The organism is Niastella vici, from assembly GCF_002077945.1.
GTDB classification, from domain to species: domain Bacteria; phylum Bacteroidota; class Bacteroidia; order Chitinophagales; family Chitinophagaceae; genus Niastella; species Niastella vici.
The window spans coordinates 331,510-354,884 of sequence record NZ_LVYD01000013.1 but is presented as its reverse complement, the minus strand read 5'-3'; the positions used below and the strand labels follow the sequence as shown (position 1 = coordinate 354,884).

Annotated in this window: 18 protein-coding genes; 9 read left to right on the top strand and 9 right to left on the bottom strand. The window is 44.4% G+C overall.

Annotation, left to right across the window (positions count from 1 at the left end; all coding sequences use genetic code 11):
• Position 1: 1 nt before the first annotated feature.
• The 3 genes from A3860_RS07115 to A3860_RS07105 all read right to left on the bottom strand — a co-directional run bounded on the left by A3860_RS07115 (position 2) and on the right by A3860_RS07105 (position 2,313).
• The gene (locus A3860_RS07115; protein WP_081145856.1) at positions 2-691 is read right to left on the bottom strand and encodes a response regulator transcription factor; all 690 of its coding nucleotides are present in this window, start codon (positions 689-691) and stop codon (positions 2-4) included.
• 211 nt (positions 692-902) lie between these two features.
• Complete coding sequence (locus A3860_RS07110) at positions 903-1,886, bottom strand: type I glyceraldehyde-3-phosphate dehydrogenase (RefSeq protein WP_081145855.1); 984 nt, start codon at positions 1,884-1,886, stop codon at positions 903-905.
• 79 nt (positions 1,887-1,965) lie between these two features.
• The gene (locus A3860_RS07105; RefSeq protein ID WP_081145854.1) at positions 1,966-2,313 is read right to left on the bottom strand and encodes a response regulator; all 348 of its coding nucleotides are present in this window, start codon (positions 2,311-2,313) and stop codon (positions 1,966-1,968) included.
• 123 nt (positions 2,314-2,436) lie between these two features.
• Between A3860_RS07105 and A3860_RS07100 the strand changes: the two genes are divergently transcribed.
• From A3860_RS07100 to A3860_RS07090, 3 genes are read left to right on the top strand one after another with little or no spacing between them, the layout of a single operon-like run.
• Positions 2,437-2,667 carry a YtxH domain-containing protein gene (locus A3860_RS07100; RefSeq protein WP_081145853.1) on the top strand — a complete coding sequence of 77 codons (231 nt, stop codon included), beginning with the start codon at positions 2,437-2,439 and terminating at the stop codon, positions 2,665-2,667.
• A gap of 59 nt (positions 2,668-2,726) precedes the next feature.
• A complete protein-coding gene (locus tag A3860_RS07095; protein WP_081145852.1) occupies positions 2,727-3,086 on the top strand; it encodes a phage holin family protein in 360 nt (119 codons plus the stop codon).
• The gene (locus A3860_RS07090; RefSeq protein ID WP_081145851.1) at positions 3,061-3,486 is read left to right on the top strand and encodes a hypothetical protein; all 426 of its coding nucleotides are present in this window, start codon (positions 3,061-3,063) and stop codon (positions 3,484-3,486) included. Before A3860_RS07095 ends, A3860_RS07090 begins: the two co-directional genes overlap by 26 nt.
• Here A3860_RS07090 and A3860_RS07085 read toward each other — a convergent pair.
• Together A3860_RS07085 and A3860_RS07080 are read right to left on the bottom strand one after the other, a co-directional pair.
• Positions 3,459-3,896, bottom strand: coding sequence for a response regulator (locus tag A3860_RS07085; RefSeq protein WP_081145932.1), 438 nt, complete (start codon positions 3,894-3,896; stop codon positions 3,459-3,461). The genes A3860_RS07090 and A3860_RS07085 overlap by 28 nt on opposite strands.
• 192 nt (positions 3,897-4,088) lie before the next feature.
• Positions 4,089-4,256: a DUF1328 domain-containing protein gene (locus tag A3860_RS07080; RefSeq protein WP_081145850.1), complete on the bottom strand. Its 168-nt coding sequence runs from the start codon at positions 4,254-4,256 to the stop codon at positions 4,089-4,091.
• A 351-nt stretch (positions 4,257-4,607) separates the two neighbouring features.
• Here A3860_RS07080 and A3860_RS07075 point away from each other — a divergent pair, with 351 nt between their 5' ends.
• Positions 4,608-4,925, top strand: a complete 318-nt coding sequence (locus A3860_RS07075; protein ID WP_081145849.1) for a hypothetical protein — start codon at positions 4,608-4,610, stop codon at positions 4,923-4,925.
• Here the strand turns inward: A3860_RS07075 and A3860_RS07070 are convergent.
• Positions 4,894-6,261: a sensor histidine kinase gene (locus A3860_RS07070; RefSeq protein ID WP_158085159.1), complete on the bottom strand. Its 1,368-nt coding sequence runs from the start codon at positions 6,259-6,261 to the stop codon at positions 4,894-4,896. The two genes, A3860_RS07075 and A3860_RS07070, sit on opposite strands and share 32 nt — an antisense overlap.
• Positions 6,262-6,442: 181 nt before the next feature.
• Here A3860_RS07070 and rpoN point away from each other — a divergent pair, with 181 nt between their 5' ends.
• The 4 genes from rpoN (at position 6,443) to A3860_RS07050 (ending at position 13,068) form a co-directional block, all read left to right on the top strand.
• Positions 6,443-7,864, top strand: a complete 1,422-nt coding sequence (gene rpoN / locus A3860_RS07065) for an RNA polymerase factor sigma-54 (RefSeq protein WP_081145847.1) — start codon at positions 6,443-6,445, stop codon at positions 7,862-7,864.
• A 101-nt stretch (positions 7,865-7,965) separates the two neighbouring features.
• Complete coding sequence (locus tag A3860_RS07060; protein ID WP_081145846.1) at positions 7,966-9,516, top strand: sigma-54-dependent transcriptional regulator; 1,551 nt, start codon at positions 7,966-7,968, stop codon at positions 9,514-9,516.
• A 103-nt stretch (positions 9,517-9,619) separates the two neighbouring features.
• On the top strand, positions 9,620-11,572 hold the full coding sequence (locus A3860_RS07055; RefSeq protein ID WP_158085158.1) for a PAS domain-containing sensor histidine kinase: 1,953 nt from the start codon (positions 9,620-9,622) through the stop codon (positions 11,570-11,572).
• A gap of 8 nt (positions 11,573-11,580) precedes the next feature.
• Entirely contained in the window at positions 11,581-13,068 is a 1,488-nt protein-coding gene (locus A3860_RS07050) for a hybrid sensor histidine kinase/response regulator (protein ID WP_081145844.1), read from the top strand.
• Positions 13,069-13,150: 82 nt separating this feature from the next.
• Here A3860_RS07050 and A3860_RS07045 read toward each other — a convergent pair whose 3' ends face one another.
• The gene (locus A3860_RS07045; protein WP_081145843.1) at positions 13,151-13,807 is read right to left on the bottom strand and encodes a porin family protein; all 657 of its coding nucleotides are present in this window, start codon (positions 13,805-13,807) and stop codon (positions 13,151-13,153) included.
• A gap of 410 nt (positions 13,808-14,217) precedes the next feature.
• Here A3860_RS07045 and A3860_RS07040 point away from each other — a divergent pair, with 410 nt between their 5' ends.
• Positions 14,218-15,858 carry a DUF748 domain-containing protein gene (locus tag A3860_RS07040; protein ID WP_081145842.1) on the top strand — a complete coding sequence of 547 codons (1,641 nt, stop codon included), beginning with the start codon at positions 14,218-14,220 and terminating at the stop codon, positions 15,856-15,858.
• On the opposite strand, the gene tamL is transcribed toward A3860_RS07040, so the two are convergent.
• The gene (gene tamL, locus A3860_RS07035; RefSeq protein ID WP_081145841.1) at positions 15,855-18,152 is read right to left on the bottom strand and encodes a translocation and assembly module lipoprotein TamL; all 2,298 of its coding nucleotides are present in this window, start codon (positions 18,150-18,152) and stop codon (positions 15,855-15,857) included. The two genes, A3860_RS07040 and tamL, sit on opposite strands and share 4 nt — an antisense overlap.
• Positions 18,139-23,253: a translocation/assembly module TamB domain-containing protein gene (locus tag A3860_RS07030; RefSeq protein ID WP_143773980.1), complete on the bottom strand. Its 5,115-nt coding sequence runs from the start codon at positions 23,251-23,253 to the stop codon at positions 18,139-18,141. The genes tamL and A3860_RS07030 overlap by 14 nt, the downstream gene beginning before the upstream one ends.
• Between the last annotated feature and the right edge of the window lie 122 nt (positions 23,254-23,375).

The window sequence follows — 23,375 nt, the reverse complement described above, 5'->3', positions numbered from 1 at the left end:
TCTATGGGTTTTCTTTCAGTATATAGCCCATGCCTACCTGGGTATGAATAAGCCGGGTGTCAAAATCTTTATCCAGCTTTTTACGCAGGAAGTTTACATATACATCGATCACGTTGGTCTTTGTATCAAAATCTATATCCCATACATTCAGGGCAATATCTGCACGGGATACCACCCGGTTCTTGTTCCGTATCAGGTATTCGAGCAACTGGAATTCCTTGGCGGTAAGCGAAATGGGCTTATCGGCCCGCGTTACTTCCTTACTGTCGAGGTTCATGGTAAGATCGGCCACCTTCAGAATATTACCGGTAGGAATATTATGGTAGATCCTTTTTAATAATGCCCGTATACGCACTAACAGTTCCTTGAAATCGAATGGCTTTACAATATAATCATCGGCACCGGCATCAAAACCTTCAATTTTATCAGCGGTAGTGTTAAGGGCCGTTAACATTACTACGGGAATACGTTCGCTGTGCCGCCGTATTTCCTTGCACAGCTCATAGCCGTTCAAACCGGGCAAATTGATATCGAGGATGATGAGATCGAACGGGTAGGTCTCGAACAATTTTTTACCAATCAGGCCATCATAGGCTACTTCAACATGATAGTTTTGTTCGGTAAGCCCTTTTTTTAATGACTCAGCTATCTTTTTTTCATCTTCTACCAGTAAAATTTTTATTTCTTCCATAGCCAAAAATTCATGGTCGCAAAATTCACAAATAATAAAGTTACCGGGTATGTGTTTCCACTATAAGTAATTAAAAGTAAATTAAAATTCCCAAATCAAAAACCCAAGACTTTTGTGAACCAGGATGCCGAAGTAAGAAGGATGTAGGAAGATGAGAAAATAATTTGCAATTAGGAATCCCGCTAACTTCATACATCTTCCTTCTTACTTCTTACTTCATTAAAGGCAGCCAGTCGATCATGCGGGTGGTAAAACCATACTCATTATCGAACCAGGCAATCAGCTTTACATGGTTGCCCACTACCGAGGTAAGCGTACCGTCGATAACACAGGAATGGGTATTTCCTTTAATATCGAGCGAAACCAGCGGGTCTTCGGTATACTCTATAATGCCTTTATAATCGTTTTTAGCGGCTGTAGCGAACAAGCGGTTTATTTCCTGGCGCGAAGTATCGTGCTGCAGTTGAATGGTAAAATCGGCCATGGCGCCATTAGCTACCGGTACCCGGGTCGATACCGAGGCGATCTTGTTTGCAAGGGCAGGTAATAACCGCTCAAGCGAATGTTGCAGATCAATTTCTACCGGTATAATAGACTCCGCAGCAGACCTTCCGCGCCTGAATTGCTTATGCGGCGCATCAACCAGTTCCTGACGCGAGGTATAGGAATGTAAAATATTACACTGTACCGATTTTATGCCAATGGCATTCAAAATATATAATATATGTGTTGAACAGTTGGTCATGCAGCCGCCTGGCGAAATGATCGTTTCTTCCTTTGAAAGCGCATGTTGGTTAAAACCGTATACCAGCAGGGGAATATCGTTTGAACCGGTGGTTGACAACAACACTTTGCGGGCGCCGGCCATTAAATGCTGTTCGGCCCCGGCACGGGTACTAAAGCTTCCCGAACATTCGAGCACCACGTCTACGTTCAGGTCTTTCCAGGGCAGGGCCGCAGGTTTATCCTGTCTGAAGGCCTTTACTACTTTATCATTGGCTGCAATGGCTCCCGGTTGGTGGGTAATGGTGCCGGGGAAGGTGCCGTATACCGAGTCGTACTTTATCAGATAGGCCAGGTTATCGGCATCCATAATATCATTGACCGCAACCAGCTCAATATCGTCCCGGTCAATCAACCGTCTGAACAAAAGCCGGCCTATACGGCCCATACCGTTAATTGCTATTCTCATCATATAGTTTCTAAAATGAGTTGCAAATATAATCAACCGGTAAATGCAGAGTTACTATGGGATTTTTAAGGAATAAGCGTAACTAGCTGAAATACATGTCGAGGTCGCGCAGGGAAATGGGTTTTTCCCACACTTTGGTGACCGGCAGGCCATCTTTAATGCGGGGCGGGTTATAAGCGCTTAACAGGTGCAGTTTTATATTGGGATGATCCTTAATGATATTCTCAGCCTTTTCCCAACCCAGGCCATCAGGAAGGTTATTATCAAGAAATAAGATATCGGGCAAAAACTGATCTACCTGGCTAAGGCCATCCGAAAGCGTATAGGCAGTATGTACATCACAGTTTTTACGGCTAAGATAGGCCTTTATCAAAAGGCACAGATCCTTCTCATCGTCTATTATTAAAACCTTAAGTCGCTCTTTTGTCATGTTTTAGAGCTGAATTTTAAATACCCTGGGGAAATTGTTTCCCATTGATGAAAAATATAAAAAAAACAGGAATCCTGGGTCAGTGGTATAATTTTTTCCTCAAATTCCTGAAAACGTAAATGTATGACATCTAACACAAAAATCATTCTAGGGATGCTGGCCGCAGCAGCTGCGGGTGCAGCCATTGGTATTTTACTGGCTCCGGAAAAAGGCAGTGAGCTCAGACGAAAGATCAGGACCGGCATCGACGAAGTGATGGAAGATGTAGCCGAATTACTGGCTTTAGGCAAGGAAGAAATGAAGAATATGTATGCAGCTGCGGAAGAAGAAGTTCAGCATGGATTTGAAAATTAATGTACACAGTCTGATGTCAGCAGGTAGCTTATTTACAGGCCGGGATCTAAAAATACAACATGGAGAATTTAAACACCAAAGCAGCCAACCTTGCCAATAGTGTACAGGATATTGCACAAACTTATTATGAGCTGGCCCGCATCAATGTAGCACAGGCAGGCACAAAAGCTGTTGCCCGTGCTATTATTTTCTTTTTGTTTGGCGGCTTTATATTGTGTATTCTATTGTTAGCGGGTATTGGGCTTTCCCTGTACCTGGGCCATCTGTTGAAAAATGCCGCCGCTGGCTATTTTATCGTAGCTTTGTTTTACCTTTTAGTGTTTGTTGTGTTTTATTTGCTGCGCAGAAAGATCATCCTTCCATTTATCATGGACTTTATCGTTCGGAGAATTTATGACAAAACAGATAACGAGTTATAAAGAATTGTTACAGGAGAAAGCCAGGCTGAAAACATTGATGGCCGAGCAGGAGCTTCAGATCAAAGAAGACTGGCGCTCACTTAAAGAAGAATTAAAACCTGCGGCTGTCGTGGCTGGCACCATACGCAACCTGTTCACCCGTAAGCACGGTATTGGTATAGCACAGATTGGTGTTAACTTACTGGCCGATGGCCTTATTAAAAAGGTATTGCTGGCAAATACCGGCTGGCTTACCAAATGGCTTATTCCCTTCTTTATAAAGAATTACGCATCGCATTTGAGCGATGAACCTAAATCACTGTTGAATAAAATAAAAGCATTCTTTAAAAAGAATGGAAAGATGCATCATGATACACCTGAGACGCAGCCCGATCAGGAAACGGGAATGGATGCAGTTTGAAACCAAAAGCTGCGGATGTTCTCCACCACTTTTAATAAAGCATCGAAGCTGATAGGCTTTACCACATAACTATTGGCGCCGAGTTCGTAACAGCGTTTGATCTCTATTTCATTCTTGGTAGTGGTAAAAACAATAACGGGGATCTTTTTAAAAACGGGATGCTGTTTTAATTCTTTCAATACTTCCCGGCCATCTTTTTTGGGCATATTCAAATCGAGCAGAATAAAACCCGGGAGGGCTTTCTCTTCCATGTTGCTGCTCGCATATATATTATCGAGGTAATGCAGCACTTCTATCCCATTCTCTACAAAATCTATTCTTTCGGGAAAACCTATTTCCGAAAAGGCAGTTTGAAGCAGGTACCGGTCATCGGCATCATCCTCCGCAATAAGTATTGGCTGGTTGTTCATAATATCCACGCCTGTTTTTCCTTTCAATGTAAGAATTCAAAAGTAAGTTATTGTTAAGAGACATTAACCTTAAAATTTCCTTAAGAACACAAGCGAAGAAATAAAAAAAGTCCGGAAGGTGTCTGATAGTATCATTGACCCTTCCGGACTTTTGGTCTTTCCGGCTCCATGACTTGCTGATTTTATTCAACGTTAGTCGACCCGGCGAAAACCTCCTGCCACCAATGAGACCAGGAATAATATTATAAAAATAAAAAACAGAATTTTGGCAATGGAAGCTGCACCTGCAGCTATTCCGGTAAATCCGAAAACGGCTGCTATGATGGCCACCACCAGAAATATGACTGTCCAACGTAACATAAAATAAATTTTTGGTTAATAAATACATTTCCGTCACGCACTTACCGGTAATGCTGGTGCTCGCAATTCTTTACACACCGTACCGGCCTTCTATGTATAATTTGTAAAAATCATACCGCTGGCTCGTTTCCATCAGTTATTTTCAATAACACTCAGATAACGCTCCCCTGTTCAGGTAAAAAAAATTACAGCGTGTAGACTAAGTTCTACATTCTACTATTTTGCTTCAATATTTCCCGCGGGGGTACAATCTTTACAGAAGTACTGTTGGCTGCTTTAATTGCCGGTCGTTATAAAATGAGCGTATATAAGAAGAGAAATAGAAGGATTGTAACACCTAAATTTCAGGTTATGAAGAACAGCTATTTATTGCATATAGATGAGCAAACAACACAGGGCATACCGCTGGAAGACATCGGTTTTCTTTCTACATTCAAGGCGAATTTGCTGGAAGATATTCTGGCTGAGATCCAGGTTATTGAAATTACCTTATCGAACCCGGGCGCTAATACAGTGGCCGCGCTGGTAAAGATCGGTGCAAACAATGGCGAATTCACGGGTTATAGTGTAGCCATAAGGTGGGAAACTGCCATTACCAAAGCCTTTGAAAGCATAAGATACCATATTAGTCTTTTTGCTAATTCTCCGTTACAGGAAAATACAAATTAAACAAGGCCCCTTTATCTTCCCTGGCCGATGCCAGCACATAGCCATTATGATTGGTCATTACTCTTTCAACAATAGCCAATCCAATACCCTTGCCTTCATATTCAGACCCCGTATGCAGGCGTTGGAATATGAGAAATATTTTCTGACTGAATTCATTGCTGAACCCAATACCATTATCCTGTATGCTTATGCGGATAAAACTTTTTTTCATTAATTTTTTATCAATATGTGCCAGCTCTTCACCACTGGTTTGCACACATTGAATGGTAACAACCGGCGGTATGCCTGGTTTTCCAAATTTGATGGCGTTATCGATGAGCGCCTTGAACATCAGGTATAATTGCTTTTCAAAACCAGTGATAGAAGGCATTTGCCCAATATGAATGGTGGCCCTTTTTATGGCTATCTCCTGCTTCAGGTACTCAACCACCGATTGCAATAACTTATCAGCATCTACTACAGCCAACTCTTCACCACCACGCACCAGGTTAGCGAAATTCATCAGATCTTCGATCAATCCCTGCATGCGGCGGGCAGAATAATCAATTCGGGAAAGGATCATCTTTCCCTCATCATTTAACTGGTCGCGGTACTTCCATAGCAAGCGGTCGCTGAAGGTCCTGATACGCCGCAGCGGTTCCTGCAGATCGTGCGAAGTGGCAAATGCAATTTGTTCCAGCTCTATGTTATACGCATTCACCTCCATCATTTTCAACTCCAGTTGCTTTTGATATTTTGTGCGCTGCCGGTATTCTTTAAGAATAATAAGGAAGGATACAAAAATGATGACCGCCGCAAATAAAAATATGGCGGTAAAATACCGCGGCATACTCGATTCATATTCATTGACCGAAAATCTTTTTACCAGAGCCATTTCTTCATTCTGTATTTCCTTGAAAACCTTGCGCAGGCTATCCATATTATCCTTTGCATCCATAAGGCTGGTGCGCGATTTCATATATACACTGTGCTGAAAATGATCGATCAGATTATTCATCAGCAAACCCGCCTTATTCAGCAATTGTTGTTGCTTGCCATTATCAGCAATTAACCGCTTTAATGTATCATAACCGGGTTTTATATCATCGCGAATACGCAGATAGGGTTGTAAGAAAGCGCTGTCATTCGTTAACAGATAGCCTCGCTGAGCGGTTTCGGCCTCCTTGATATAATTTTCCAGCGCACTCGTTTGAAGGCTCACTTTATACGCGTGCTCAATACGACGGTTCTGTTCATTTGAACGAACATAACTCTCGTATAAGAGATAAGAAAGAGATACAGTAATGATAAGTGATAAGACGAATGCGGAAATAATAAAAAATAGTCTTCTTTTCATAGTGATTAGTTCTACAAATCGGGGATAATTTTCTACATTCCCCCTTAGCACTTTTAACAAACGCAACATAGTAAAAAAACGAACTAAGAACAACAACCTGTAACTCAACGCTCTAAAAAATATTTTCCTAATAACTTAAAGTGGAAAGCATCTTGAAGTTAATAAAGAAAAATGAACCCGTATGTTACAGCAGAACCTTGTGCAGAAACAGGAAACCAAAATATTGCCGCAACAGATACAACTACTCAATTTATTTCATTTAAATACACTGGAACTTGAACATCGTATTGAACAGGAATTAGAGGACAATCCATTTTTGGAAAAGAAAGAAGATGAGGAAGAGGCCAATGCTGACAAATTTGCAAAAGAGCAGGTACAGGATTATCAGGACTGGGACGAATATGGTTACGATGACATTCCCGACTATAAAATGGAATACAGCAATTACCTGCCCGACGAAGAAAAAACTTTCAGTCCCATGAAAGCTTCCACCGATTTCCGGGAAGATCTGAAAAAACAATATCGCCTGTGCTGCAACGACACAGATGAAATTTTGCTGGCCGATTACCTCATTGACTCCCTGAGCGACGATGGCCTCCTCGAGCTGCCGCTCGACAAAATAGCCGAGGAATATTCATTTTCGTGCAAAACCTGGCTGGAACCGGAAGCTTTTGAGCAAATACTCTATAATCTGCAGAAACTGGATCCCATTGGCATTGGAGCCCGCAGCATTTGCGAATGCCTGCTGCTGCAGTTAAGATCAATGAACGGCAAACGGCCCGATGTAATAAAGGCCATTTGCCTGCTCCAGGATCATTACCAGGACCTGCGCAACCGCAATATGGACAAGATCATGGAATGCCTGCAGCTGGAAGAAGATGAGTTAAAGATCATTCTGGAACTGGTGAGCTCCCTGAAAATGAAGCCGGTGGCCGAAGTACAGGAAGGCAGCACCCCCAATAGCCACATCATCCCCGATTTTCTGATAGTTCAGGAAGGTGATTACCTCGAAGTTTCCCTTTATAACCAGCGTTCATCCTCCCTTTTTATAAGCCGCGAATGGAAAGAAATAGTGGCCGACAGCCAGAAAAACAAAAAAGATGCGGCAGCGGCACAATATTTAAAGAATAAGTACCAGTCGGCACAATGGTTTGTAAGCGCCATCAGGCAACGCGAAGGCACCATGTTGCGCATTATGAAGGCCATTGTAAATATGCAGTACGATTATTTTCGCGAAGGCGATATAAAACTGCTTAAACCCATGATCCTTAAAAATATTGCCGATAAAACCGGTGTCGATATTTCTACCGTATCGCGTATCACCTGCAATAAGTATGTTGATACGCCTTTTGGCATGATATTGCTTAAAGACCTGTTCACAGAAGGTATCATCAATGAAAAAGGTGAAGCCATCAGTAATAAGGTTATACAGGTAGCCATAGAAGACGCCATTGAAAAAGAAGACAAGAAAAATCCGTATACAGATCAGCAACTCGTAACTATCTTAGCGAAAAGAGGGTTTTCCATTGCCAGAAGAACGGTTGCCAAATACCGTGAAATTTTACAAATACCGGTGGCGCAAATGCGTTCAATATGGGCATAGCAACGGCATTGTTAAAAAGATACTAAAATTTACGCGTTATTTCATTCCGGTGGTCCTGAAACAATCTATCATAAACTCACAGTAAAAAAGTAAATTTGAACATGCCGAAAATACTTGTAATCGACGACGACAGGGATATTTGCCTGTTATTAAAACGCTTTTTAACCAAGCATAACTACGAAGTGGCTGAAGTGTATGCCGGCAAAAAGGCTTTGGAACTGATGAATTCATTCACGCCCGATCTCGTTTTGTGCGATTTCAGGCTCGATGACATGGATGGCACTACTTTACTGGTGAAAATAAAGGAACAAATGCCCGACGTTCCGGTCATCATTATGACCGGTTACAGCGATATAAAAGTAGCTGTGGAAGTTATGAAACTGGGCGCATACGATTATATAGGCAAACCATTATTCCCCGATGAAATTCTGGTCACTATAAAAAAGGCGTTGCAGAATCAGGGTACTGCTACCACTGCCCAAACCACTACGTCAACGGCCCAGGCAGCCCCCACTTATACACCACCCGCCACCACCACTGATGAGCCGGTGAGTTACGACAACCGGGAAAAGAAACAACAGATCCTTATTTCGGGTGATTATATTTTTGGCGACAGTGAAGCTTTTAAGAAGATCCTGAAGCAAATTGACCTGGTAGCGCCTACCAACTACAGCATTATCATTTATGGCGAAAGCGGTAGTGGTAAAGAAGCCATTGCGCAGGAAATACATAAACGCAGCCGTCGTAAGGCTATGCCTTTTGTGGCCATTGACTGCGGGGCCATGTCGAAAGAACTGGCCGGCAGTGAACTGTTCGGTCATGAGAAAGGCTCGTTCACCGGCGCCCTGAATCAAAAAACTGGCAGCCTGGAAATAGCCAATGGCGGCACCGTTTTCCTTGACGAAATTGGTAACTTATCATACGACATTCAGGTTTCACTGTTGCGCGTGGTGCAGGAAAGAAAAATGCGGCGCGTTGGTGGCACCAAAGACATTGACCTCGATATTCGCATCATTGTGGCCAGCAATGAAAAGCTGTGGGATATTGCCCGCAAAGGAAAGTTCCGCGAAGACCTGTACCATCGTTTTAATGAATTCAGCATTGTTGTGCCGCCACTGCGCGAGCGCAAAGACGATATCATGGTGTTTGCCCGGCACTTCCTGCAGCAAACCAATAAAGAGCTGGAAAAAAATGTGAAGGGATTTACGAAGGAAGTGGAAGATATTTTCAGAAGTTATATCTGGTACGGCAACCTGCGCGAACTGAAGAATGTAATTAAACGGGCCACGCTGCTGGCCGAAGGAGCTTTTATTGAAGCGCATACATTGCCATTTGAAATATCGAATTTTACACGATTGCAATTTGATGAAGCGCCCGATACCACCTATTTACAGGCAGAACCCAAACAGGCCGCACCAACCCCTCCCATTCCATCACCAATTACCGAAGCGGAAATACCCCGGCCACATCCGCATCATTCACACAGCGAGCTATCATTAAAAAATGCAAGCATCGATGCCGAATATGAAACGATCATTGAAGCATTGAAGAAGTCAAATTTTAATAAGAGCAAAGCGGCTAAATTACTGAACATCGATCGCAAAACATTGTACAATAAAATGAAACAATATCAGGAGTTCAACAATCAGTAATATAATATATCACATATCGATCACCCTGTCGATGGGTAATTGTTAATAAGTCCAGGCTTTGATGGAACAACTAATAAACCAGGAGATTAACCCTCTGAAGCTTTTGTTTCAATCCAATAGCGGCAATGATGGGCTTCCGGATAAAATCACCGATTTTTTTCCGGCGATCGTCTATATTTATGATGCTGACACCCATAAGCTAAAGTATATCAACAGCAAGCTGACCGAGCTGCTCGGCTATTCATTTAATGACGTGCTTACCTGGGACAGCGACCTCATGAGCATTGTTCATAAAGACGATCAGGAAAATGTAAATAAGGAGCTCCAAAAGTTCAATGCGTTAAAGGATAATGAAAGCTACAGCTATACTTCCCGGTTAATCCAAAAGACCGGAACCTGGAAATATTTTCGTACCATGGGCACCGTGCTCAACCGCGATGCCAGGGGCAGGGCTGCCTCCATATTATTCATTGCCCAGGACGTTACCGAAGAAGTAGAGACCGGAAACCAGTTCAAACGTATTGATGAACTGTTTAACGACACCCAGGAGCTGCTCAAATTCGGGGTATGGGAATGGAGCGTGCCCGAAAACAGGATCACCTGGAGCAATGGCCTGTACAGGATTTTGGGTTACGATCCTAAATCAGAAAAAGACAAACTCAACATAACACCTGATTTTTATCTGCAGCATGTACTGGAAAGCGACCGCGACAAAGTGCTGTATAACAGGAAAGATCATCTTATTCATCACGAATATGATCTTTATTACAAGATACATGACCGCAATGGCCGTGTTAAAGACGTAAGGGAAAAAGCCAAAGTGTTCCGCAATGATAAAGATGAATTGCTGCGCGTAGTTGGCAGCACCATCGATATCACCGAACAATCACAATTGTACCGCGACCTGGCTTCCTATAAGGCTATGAAACAGGAAAATGAAGAATATCTGGATTATGGCACCTGGGAGGTTGAAGCCCGCACCGGAAACTTCTTCTGGTCAGATGGCATGTACCGCCTGTTCGGCTATGATCCGGATACAGACAAGAACAAAGTGATCGTGAACGAAGCGCTGTATCAGAAGCACATGAATGAGGAGCATTATGAAAAAAGCAGGTCATTTCTTGATGATGTAATAGCCAAAAAAGAAAAACCGGAGAATTTCGTTGCGGAATATGAGATCAAAACGAATGATGGCAGTTTAAAAAGAATAGAAACGTCGGGGAAATTATTTTATGACAGTGAAGGAAACTGGATAAAGACCATTGGCACCACACGCGACATTACCCGGTTGCATCTGTACCAGTCGAACCTGGAAGAAAAAATAAAGGACCTCGACCGTTCCAACAAAGAACTCGAAGAGTTTGCATACGTGGCTTCCCACGACATGAACGAGCCGCTGCGGAAGATCACCACCTTTATTGAACGCCTTGAGAGCAAATACAAAAACGAACTGGGGGCCGATGGCAAACTGTACCTCACCCGCATTGCCGCTTCGGTTGAGAACATGCGCCACCTCATAGATACCCTGCTCGAGTTCAGCCGCACAGCCCGCAGCAACCAGCCATTTACCGCCGTTGACCTCAACAGTATCCTAAAAGAAGTGCAAACCGATCTGGAGCTTAAAATTGAAGAAACCGTTTCAGCTATACATACAGATGCGTTACCGGTTATTGAAGCAATACCTTCCCAAATGAAACAATTGTTCGATAACCTGTTAAATAATTCCATCAAATTCAGGAAACCTGATTCCCATCCCAACATAACCATCCGGTGTTTACGATTATCGCGCCGGCAAAAAGAACAGCACCATCTCGACACCGGTAATACCTGGTTCAGGATCGATTTCGCAGATAACGGTATCGGGTTTGAACCGGAATACCGGGAACGGATCTTCCAGATATTTCAACGGTTACATGGCAAAACAGAATACCCCGGTTCGGGTATCGGACTGGCCATTTGCAAGAAAATTATCGACCAGCACAAAGGCCTTATTTATGCAACCGGCGAACCGGATAATGGCGCTACCTTTACTATAATATTGCCGGAACATCAATAAATTTATCGATGACAGTATCCAACTTACAGGCCCGCATTCTCATTGTGGACGATGACGAGGACGATTATTTAATTACCAGCGATCTTATTCGCAATATACCATCGTCGGGGTTCTCATTAACCTGGTGTTACTCTTACAAAGAGGCGCTTGATCAAATGAAAAGCCGGGCATTCGACATTTACTTTATCGATTACCGCCTGGGCGCCAAAACCGGTCTCGACCTGTTGAAGGAAGCCGTTGCCGCAGGCTGTGAAGAACCGGTGATCCTGCTCACCGGTAAAGGCAATCATACGGTTGACATGGAAGCCATGCGCGTAGGCGCCATGGACTACCTCGTAAAAGGCGAATTGAACGAAGAAAAGCTTGAACGCTCTATTCGTTATGCCCTGGAAAGATCGGCTTCTGTAAAAGCCCTCAGGGCCAATGAGCGCAAATACCGCAATATGTTCGAGCGGTCGAAAGATATGGTGTTCACCGCCGACCGGCAGGGCCGGTTCAAGGATGTGAACAGCGCCACCACCGACCTGCTGGGTTACACCAAAGAAGAACTGATGCTGATAAGCGTTTACGACCTCTTTATTCAGAAAAAAGAGGAAGAAAGGTTCAGGTATTACTTTGCCACGCGGCAGGAGGTAAATGACCTCGAAATAGAGATCCGCACCAAACAGGGCGAACACCGCATCTGCGTCATTTCCGCTTCCCTCGAATCGGATAATATTAACAAGGATTACATGCAGGGGATCGTACACGATATCACCAACCTGAAAAAAGCAGAAAAAGCAACCCTGCAAATTGAAAAGCTGGCAGCTGCCGGCCGTCTTGTTCGCACCCTGGCCCACGAAGTACGTAACCCGCTCAACAACATCAACCTGTCGGTTGAACACCTTCGCGAAGAAGCGGTTGAGGATAATGATTCTACCTATCTCGAGATCATTCAGCGCAACAGCAATCGCATTGGGGCACTCATTACCGAGCTGCTGAACTCATCGCGGCCGGCTGAAATGAAAATGGAATCGCATGTGCTGCAGAGCATCATGGATGAAAGCGTGCTCGATGCCATTGACCGGCTAACCTTACAGCGCATAAAACTGGAAATAAAATATCCCGATGTGCCGGTTATGGTAACTGTTGATAAGGAAAAATTAAAACTGGCGTTCTCGAATATTCTCATCAACGCCACAGAAGCTATAAACCATAAACAGGGAAGAATTTCAGTGGTCATACACCACGATCCCGACCCCAGCATTGTTATCAGTGACAATGGCTGCGGCATCAGTGAAGAAAATATCTCGCGCCTGTTTGAACCGTATTTCACTTCCAAACGCAATGGTATGGGGCTGGGCCTCGCAAGCACGCTGAACATTATACAATCGAACAAAGGCGCTATTGATGTGAAATCTGCATTGAATGTGGGAACTTCCTTCATCATTACCTTCCCCAAAAATGCCGAAGGAAGTGAGAAAATGAAAATAGAAAAACAGGAAAATGTTGAGTAACCGAGTTCTTCGACTCTGCTCAAAACAAAAACCCCGACGAAATACATCGGGGCTTTTCTTGAAATCCTCAAACCCGTATCGCTCAAAATCCTATTCCGATATATAATGAGATAGCGCTGTTCTTGGAGTCTTTTGTCAATTGTCCAGACAGGCTACCAGATTTTCCTATTTCCCGGAACCCGTAATTATAGCGGGCACCCAAAGTGAAATTAGAAATATCTATGCCAAACCCACCAGCTACACCATAGTCAAAACGATTGAAGTTTTCTGCATCGAGGTCAGTGATCTCATGTATAGTACCATCATCTTTCAGGTCTTTGATATTCGCAGCAGCGAGATAAGACACATACGGACCTACATGCACATTGAAATTTTTGGCAACGTTAAACACCGCCAGCACCGGTAATTCAATGTAATTTAAATTGAACCTGTACTCCCCTTTCCCTTCAACAAAATTGTTATACGTTTCCTTGGCGCCCTTGCTGGTGTACAACAATTCAGGCTGAATGGAAAAGCCCCGGGCAACAGGCAGCTTCGCAAAGAAGCCGGCATTGAAACCAACTTTCATGTTCTCATCAGATACATCTTTCACATACATATTGGTGAGGTTCACCCCTCCCTTGATACCAAATTTGGGCGATAAGGCCTTCTCTGCCGGTGTTTGCTGCTCCTGCGCAAGCCCTGCAGTTCCTGTTAAAAAAGCGGCCGATAATAAGGCAGCACACATAATCCTTTTCATAAGAAAAATTTTATAGGTTTCATTTCAGTTACTTGTTAAAATCCCGTGCCTTTGACTGAAACTCAGGCGGGTTCTATATTCAAAACATTTTCCCGTGGAAATATATCCTCATTCGTTGCCACAAATTGGTTAGTTTCTTTCATACCCACTATAGCAGGCACAATAATTTTTTATGTATCACAGAACCTAATTCACGATAGATATGAGTAAATTATTTAAATGGTCAAAAACGGTTTTCGTAGCCATGATAAATGTTTGTTTATTGTGCGGAGCAGGACATGTGTTCGACTGGATGCATTTTTTAGTGAACAAAACATCGCGTGCAGGCCGCAGAATAAAACGTATGTTTTAACCATTCACGAATAGGTATACCGGTATCATTTAAACGCAACCCCTAAAAGACAACGTTAATGAAAAAGCTCATCTTCCTGTTATTCCTTATCCTGCTCATTGCAGCCGGTATAGTTTACTACAAAAGATGGCGCCGCGATTTCCTCCATAAAAAAGTTCCCGAACTGGTATTCCTCAAATCGGATAGTTTATACCGCATCACTTACGATACTGTTGACATTGATGAAGTGGATGGAGAAATACTTATAAAAAACCTTCAACTTATTCCAGATACCACATACAAAAAAGCGACTGACAGTACTCTGCCGCGGAATTTATTACGTGTTACTGTTCCTGAAGTATACATCACCGGTGTACAAACAAATGCAGCAGTGATCAACAAACAGGTACTGGCCACCAGGATCAAACTGACCAGCCCCATGGTAACGATGTACCGCAGTCGCCGCGCGGCAACCGAAAAGGACACCACCCCCACAAAAGATAAAATATACCAGGTGCTGTTGCGCGGGCTGCAGAAGATCAACGTAGATACCATTCTTATTACCGATGCCGATTACCATATTTGCCGTTGGCCGAACGGCGACACCATTTTCAGCGCATCAAAAATAAACGCAACGCTTCATCATATAACCATCAGCGATAGCACCAGCACCGATACCTCGCGGGTGTTGTTTGCCGAAAATGCCTCACTCGACGTACATAAATTATTACTACGAAAACGCGACCATTTATACCACTACCAGTTTAACGGCATTGAGTTGCGCTCGGCCAACAGATCGTTTGCCATAAAGCATTTGCAAATTATTCCGTTACTGGGCGAAGCTGCCCATATGCGCGCCGTAAAATGGCAAACCGACCGGCTCGATTTTGACCTGTACAACCTGCTGTTCAAACAGGTAAATGTACAGGAGATCCTGAATGGTAATTTGATAGCTAATGAACTAACTGTCAAAAATGCGCAGTTCAAAGTATTTCGCGACAAATCGTATCCCATGAAAAAAGAAAGCAAGGTGGGACATTATCCGCAGCAGGAATTCTTAAAAGTGCCGGTTGATGTGGCCATAAAAAAAGTGGTCGTTCAAAATGGGTCTATAGAATACAAAGAAAAAGAAGTACTGACCGGAAGTAGCGGCGTCCTTGTATTTGATAACGTAAACGCCAGCTTATTGAATGTTACCAACCGCAGGAATAATAACGGAATTTGCACCATTCATTTCAATAGCCTTTTACAGGGTAAAATTCCGGTCAATGCAACCTTGCAGTTGTATTTGAACAGCAGTAATGGCCGGTTCACCCTGAACGGCTCCATGAAGGGCACAGATGCCACTATCTTCAACCCCTTAAGCAAACCCATGGCCCTGGTTGAAATAAACTCCGGCAATATCCACAGCCTCGATTTTAATTTGATGGGCGACGACCATAAAGCCAAAGGCATTATTCAATTGTTATACGACGACTTAAAGATCAAAATTTTAAAGCAAGAAGAAACAGCCGGGCCTTACAAGGCCAGAAAAATGATCTCGTTACTGGCCAATATAAAGATCATTAACGCCAATCCCGATGGAAAGAAACCGGTGCGCATAGTTACCGTTAATCATCAAAGGGATATTTACCGCACCTTATTTACGCTTATCTGGAAATCGATCTTTGAAGGCGCACAGAAAACAGTTGGCATAGATGGGAAACTGCCCGGAGGCTAGAAAGGATAACCAATAGCCAGATTGAATACCAGGTTATCACTCCGCCACTGGCTGCTGCCAAAATCAACCTGGTTCAGCACCCATCTTTTTCCCGGTTCCAGCCAGGGCTTACGTATGGGGAAGGCCAGATCGAGCCGCAATACCAGGAAGCTCAGGTCAAAGCGAATACCCACCCCGGCGCCTGCGGCCAGCTGGCTCATGAATTTACTGGTAAATTGAGCGCCCGGCTTGGTACTGTCTGCATTGAACAACCACACATTCCCGGCATCAACAAACACCGCGCCCTGCACAATGCCTGCCAACGGGAAACGCAATTCGGTGTTCAGTTCAAGCTTTAGATCACCCGGTTGCTCTGAAAGTAAACCAGAATCTTTTGGCGCCTCATAGGTACCCGGCCCAACCGAACGGCTTCTGAAGGCCCTGATGCTGTTATTACCACCCGAAAAGAATTGTTTTATATAAGGCAGCTGGTTCGAATTTCCGTATGGTATACCAATGCCCACCATTATACGATTGGCAAATACAGAGTTTTGCCCCACTTTGCGGTAATACCTGAAATCTGATTGCAAACGGGTGTATTCCGAGAACTGTGCACCGAATATTTTTGCCGTATCCTGTTTCCTGATATTGGCGCCGGTTACCGCGCCAGCTACATTGCCCGACAGATCGATGCCCCCGCTAAAGTAAAATCCGTTCGTGGGCTTATAGGTGAGCACGTTCGTATAGGTATAGGTGTAATCTGAACCCAGTATAAACTGCTTTTCGATGGCTTTTAACAGCGTGGGGTTCTTTAACGCACTGTCGTTGTATTCCGGGGTAACATTTATGGGTTGAACATAATTAATACTGATCGGGTTTAACTCATGTTCCTTTTGAATAGATTCCTTCCAGGTATAGCCATAACTGGCGCGGAAAGAATTCATGGTATACAGCTTTTGCCGCTGTAATACATCATAACCGAGCTTTATCGTTGTACGGGGCAAAAAGCCGCCTTTTGTATTGAAATTAAAGAAGGGCACCAAAAAGCGGGGGAACGAGAAAGAAGGTTCCAGCCCATACCGCAATGTATTGTAGCCCTGGAACTGACCACTGTATTGCACTTCAAAACCGGCCGATGCTTTTATCGTAAACAGCTCACCGCCGCGCAAGGCATTGCGGTTGCGCCAACTGATGCTTATGTTTGAACCGGTAAGGTTGTTCGATTTTGTATTGCCGTTCAACTCAGCACGCAGCGACTTCTTGGGCAGGCGGGTTAGATAATAATAAGCATTCAATTGCGCCGAATCAGCATTGGGCACCACTTCAAACCGGTTCTTTACGAATTTGAATATATTCATATTGATCAACCGGCTGATGCTGGCATTGTGATCGGTGCGGTTATACAAATCGCCGGGATCGAAAGCCATGGATTGCTGAAATAATTTGGGCTTGTAAATATTCCTTCTGTCAACTACGTAATACCCCTTATAATATTTTACATCTGCTTTACTGGTATCCATTTGACCCGGTTCCAGGTTGAAACCGGTATAGATCCATACATCCTTGATGCGAAATGCCTTTTGTGCTTCGGTTGGTGTGGTTGGTTTAACCGTTACAAAAAGGTCCACTTTATTATTACCTACCGTAGTATCTGCTTTTACAAGAATGTATTCAGGACTGAAAAAATAGAAGCCATTTTCCTTCAGGTAGTTGTCGATCCGTTGCCTTTCTGCTGTTATAACATCCAGATCGAAGGGGTTATTTGTCTTCAGCAGTGTCTTGGGCATTGTTTCCTGAACGGTTCTGTTCACTACCGATGTATCGCCCCTGAAGGCAACCTTTTGTATGTGGTATTGATCGCTTGTTCGACTATTATAATCGGCAGTTGCTTTTTTGCCTTTTACCGTGGTATCGCCCGCTACTTTTGCATTAAAATATCCCTTATTTATAAGATAGTTTTGCAATACCTGAACATTATGATCGAGGTTGACCGCGCTTAATAATACAGGTGGTTGGCCGAACCGGTCGCGCAGCCATTTGCCCGGAAACCGTTTGGCATGCGCAAATGTATTGTACACACTCAATTTAATTCGCAGCCCTAAAAATTTTGTATTAGGCACAGGCCGGGTAAGCGATACGAGCGTACTGCGCAGGGCCCTTTTCTTTTTGCCCGAAATGGCATTATCCTTAAAATTGATCTTCGCCCCCGTATACAATGCATCGCCGGGCGGCAGGTTCTTTGTGCTGGAACAGGCATAAAAGAATGTTACACACAGTACCAGCCATATACTATATGGTGTGCTAACTGTCTTCACGCTTTTCGACTTCCCTGTTTTCAGTTGATTGATTAGTTGTTTGTGGAGGCACGGGCGGCGGTTGCTGCTTTTTTTCCATCTCTCTTGCCCGTTGAATTCGCTGGCGTCTTTCTTCCCGGCCTTTTTTACCCAGGAACAAATTTTTAAACTTGTTATAATCGAGTGTAATGATAAACCCTACGCCGGTTTCAATGACGTATCCTTCAATGACACCCTCATATTCATTTTTGCGGTATGCCCTGAGCATATACCGCCGGTCCTGGCTCAGGCTATAATCCACGGCTACATTACCTGCAATATTGCTCGAGCTCCTGTTAGTGTTTTGTGAACCTTCCAGCTCAAAATTACTCCCCACAGTTACAGTCAGCCTGTCGTTCATTAACCGTTTCGACAACGCCACATTCATGTCGGTGCGGCTTTGCGCGTTCCCGGTTGAATAGTCTTCAAAAGAAGCTACATCGAAATTGATGTCAACTCCCTGTATCAGGTCGCCGGCCAGTTTGTTCAGCTGTTCGGTGAGTAATTTACTGGCGCTTTGCCGGGCAAAATATTCCGGGGTTAAACCGCCCGCACTGCTTTCAAACGGGTTCTCGCCAACAAACCGGCTCAACAACAATAAGGCAAATACCTGTTTATTCAATTCAGAGGGTTCCTGCCGCAACTGGGTAAGCCGGTAATTGATGGTAGTTGAAGTACCTTTAGAGATCTCGTTGCTTTCTTCGGGCAGCTGTATGTCGAAACTTACCTGGGGTTGTAATAATTCACCCTTCAACACCAGCAATACGTTAAACGGCAGGCGCTGCAGATAGGCATTGCGGGTAGTGGCTTCTTCATCAGCAACCTGGTCTTTTACCAGGTCAATAGGCGCCGCCTTTACGCTGTAAATAGCCGTAACATCCAGGTCGGCCTTGGTGGGTTCTCCATTCCACACGATCTTGCTCCCTTCCTGGATAATAAATTTCCGTTTTAATAAATTATAATTAAGTTCATAGGCCCCGCTGGTGATCTCGTATGAACCCGACAGGGTGGTTTTACCGCTTGGGTCAATACCACCAGTGAGCAATCCTTCACCCTGCATGCGAATGAAGTCGCCATTGCCTTCATCTACAATAAGACTGAACACCGCCTCTTTTTTAATTTCAACATTGGCCGAAATATCTATACCGCTTAAAGGCGATTTGTTCAGGGAATCGAAACCGGCCTTCATACTCGAAAATAAAGTATCGTTCTCTGGCGCATCCATATTTACAAACTGTACAATACCTTCCCGTTTTACTACAGCCGGGTCCTGCTGCGGCAATACCACGGTGACATTTGTTTTATCCGAAATGGTAATATTTCCATCTACCACCGGACTTTCGGCTGTTCCTTTCAGTTTCATATTGCTGCTGAAGATCAGCTTGCCATAGTACAGTCTGTTCTGTTGTTTGGTGCTGTTCATTGCCTGGAATTCGTTGGCCCGCACCGACAGATCGAACCGGTATTTAGCAAAATCGGTGGTATAAATCATACCATCGATCACCGCTTTGTTTTTGGCCGAATCTTCAAGCGTAAAGCTGTCGAACCTAATGCCCTGATTATTTACAGCTACCGTTTCATCTTCAATATGGAAATAGCTGTTGAGCATGCTTACATTAAAACTGGTTTGTTTGAAGTTCAGCCCTCCGTTCACATTATATTTACTGAATGTGCCCGACACATCGAACTGGCCGGTTATACGGCCCGAAGCATTTTTAATGGCGCCCATGGTGGCGCCTTCTATCGACGCCATATTGAGGGTATCGAGCGCCAGTTTAAACCTGAAATCATTTCCATTGACGGGTTTCAGATAAAAATCACCATTCACGGTTGCATGATTACCACGGCCGGTCAATACAATATCGGCATTGATAATATCGGGGGTGGTGTTCTTTGCTTTTACGATTATATTACCTACGGTATCGCGTTGGAAATTGAGGTTGCTGATGGTCATATCGCCCGAGAACATGGGTTGGGTGGTAAGATTATACAACAGGATCTGCCCATCGAGCGTTCCATCCACATCCAGCGAATCGGAGGTAACAAAGGCGGCCAGCGTTGAGATCTGGAAACTGGTAAAGCTGGCTTCCGCCGGCGCATTCAGCATATTGCCCCTGCTCTTTAAACTGAACTGCTGAAAATTGTGGTTCAGCATAAAATTGGTCAGCCTGATATCGTTATTTCCTATGTGTATCACATTATCCGGCGCCACGCTCCACAGTTCATAATTCAATAAAAGGCTATCGTTTTTCAGGCTTACATCATAGATGCCATATTGGGGTTGTTTCAGCATGCCCGGTATGGCATATTGTATGCGGCCGGTGCGGTCGTGAAAGCGGGTAAGAAAATCAACTTTATCATGGGCCGCATTGGCGCGAATAAAAGCCCTGTAAACGGTATTACCGCCAAATTGCAGCTGATCGAACGTGGTGTTGAGGGTTAATGCACTATCGTGGGTGCCAGCCTCCAGCTGCATATTATCGATTGCAAGGCCGTCGGCAACCAGTACAGGCATCCGCGCATTGGCCTGCCAGCCACTGTCGCTGGAAAAATGGGCCCGCAATACCAGGTTCTGAAAGCGTTTTAACATGGGTAACGCAATTTTCAATGCGGGGTTATCAGTAACATATACGCCCACTCTGAAATTATAGGGCGTTGTGGCAGGCGGCGCTTTTTGCGCCGGGGTTATGGAAAAATAAGGTTGTATGGCCTGTGAAAATATGTCGCCCAGCTGGGTTAATTTATACCTGCCGGCGATGCGTGCTTTTGCTATATCGCTCTCAATTGTTATGCGGCTGCTGTCACCCGGGTGTGCGGCTGTTATAAGAACGGTATCCAGCTGCAGGCGCTCGTTACCGGTCACCAGCAGGGAATGAATGATCTGGATATCGCCCTGTAAACTGTCGGGGTTGGTATTGGGCAGATCGGCGATTATCTTTCCGCGATAAATAACTTCCTGCGGCGTTAAATGAAGCGGTTTTGTTTTTATACTGTCTACCATTATATCGGCCGTAAGCGCCGGGCTTGCCAGCGCCAGGTTCACGGAGATATTGCCCGCCATACTAATATTTTCATCGGCAATACGCACGGCTCCTTTTGCCTGCTGATCTTTGATGGCAGCATCGAGGTTGATGTTGCGGTAATCATATTTTTGATAAACAACACTCTCCACGTTACCCTTTAAGGTTGCATCGGCCGATTGCTGCGTTAGTCCTTTACCCTGCACCTGTACATTGGCCGATACGGTTTGCAGGTCGGGATTTTTTAAAATGGCGCCAGCCTGTACTTCCTGCGCTTTTACCTGCATATTATAGCTGGCCGCATTCCTGTTCTGGTAATTGGCCATGGTGCCATTCAGGGCAATATTGCCCGAAGAAGTTTTCACCAGTACGTTCGTTTGCATTTGCTGCCCGTTCCCTTTAACAGTGCCGGTTACCTGCATGGTAGCAGGTATTTGAACCTGGGCCAGCACCGATTTGGGGAGGAATTTTTCGGCGTCTTTTCGTGTAGTTCGTAATTCATTGATCTTTATATCGCCATATAATTTCTCCATAGAAGGCAGGCCAACTATAGTACCCGATACATCGATCTTTGTATTGCCCCAACCCTGTACCTGTAATGTGCGGGCGGTGAGCCGGTTTACAAAGCCCTCCACATCGGCATTTATTCTGAGCACGGTACCGCCATCATTAAACACCGGTTGTTGTTTAAGCATCGGGGCAAAATAAAGAACGTCTTTAGTAGAAACATAGCTGCCTGGCAATACGGCTTTTACCTGAAGCCTGCCAATATCTTTCTGTACCGCTTCCAGCGATGGATAATCAAGGTGAATGGTATGTTTAATGCGCGTATGCGGGGTTTGAACCAACAGGCCATCGGCATACATTTTATGACCGGTATAAACAAAATCGCCCTGCAGTTGCTGCAGGGTGAACCCACTTTGTTCTTTAAACGCCGCTTCCTGTACAGAAGCCGTTATAGAATCGCCGTCCATGAAAAAATGATTGGCCTGCAAGCTTACGTCTTCTGCTTTCAAATGACCATAGTCGAGTACCTGTTTTTGCCTTGGCTGGTTTTCATCATCATACTGAAAAGATGTTTTCTGAATGTTTACATTCCGCACATCTACCAGCCAGCCCTGGTTCGCCACATCTTTGGCTTCCGTTTTTGCTTTTTCGGCTATCAGTTTGGTCGTTTCTGTTTTCCCCACCAGTACACGGGTGATGGTGTTTTGTACATTCACCCGGTCAAGCACGATGCGCCGCCCATTAAGATCGGCGGTATTGACCCGGGCATCCAGGCTTTGCAATTTTGCCTGGGTATACAGGGCCGATACATTATTGCGGTAATCGACATCGATGTTCGCCAGCCTAACCTGTTTAAGTTTGATGACCGGCATAGCCGCCATCGAGGTATCGTTGGCGATCACATCCGGCGCCGTTATCAATGGTTTATATTGATACAGGCGGGCAGTTAACCCGTTGAGGTCAATAACCGGCACATCGTACACCTGTTTATCCGGATCAAATTGATTAATATGACTATTGAAATGGTTCAGTTGAATGGCCCAGTCGTTTCCCGAAATGGTGTCGCGATATATAAAGCGGATATTGTCGAGATAAAGGTTATCGAGCCCCATTTTCAGCGCGGTGGTATCGGCGGGATTAGCCGTTTTTTTATTCTGGGTAACAAATGCATCTATAAGGAACTGAAAATTGAAAACGGTATCGGGCAGCTGCCGTTTTATTTTGGCTGTCATATTCTGCAGGCGCAGATCCCCGATCTGCACTTCATTGTGCAATAATTTAAACAGCGCAATGTTAACCTTGATGCGCCCGCCGTATAACAGGGTATCTTTTGTTTTGTCCTCCACATATACATTATCCAGCACTACAGAATTTGGAAAACCAATACGCAAACGGCCGATCTCGAAGCGGGTGCCCAGTTTATGCTGCAACCAGGCCTGCACCTTTTTGCGGGCAAGGTTTTGCACCGGTGGCGTTTGTACAAGGACTGCTATCAATAGCAGACCTACAAAGATCCACAGGAACACTTTAAGAGTAATTTTAACCGCTTTTTTCACATCGATAGCTTTAGCGAACTGTACGTTTCAACCCAAATACAAACCTTAAATACCTATGCCACGACCGGACTGGGATAGTGGGATTTATGGGATGAACCGGGATTAGGGATTTAAATAATTTG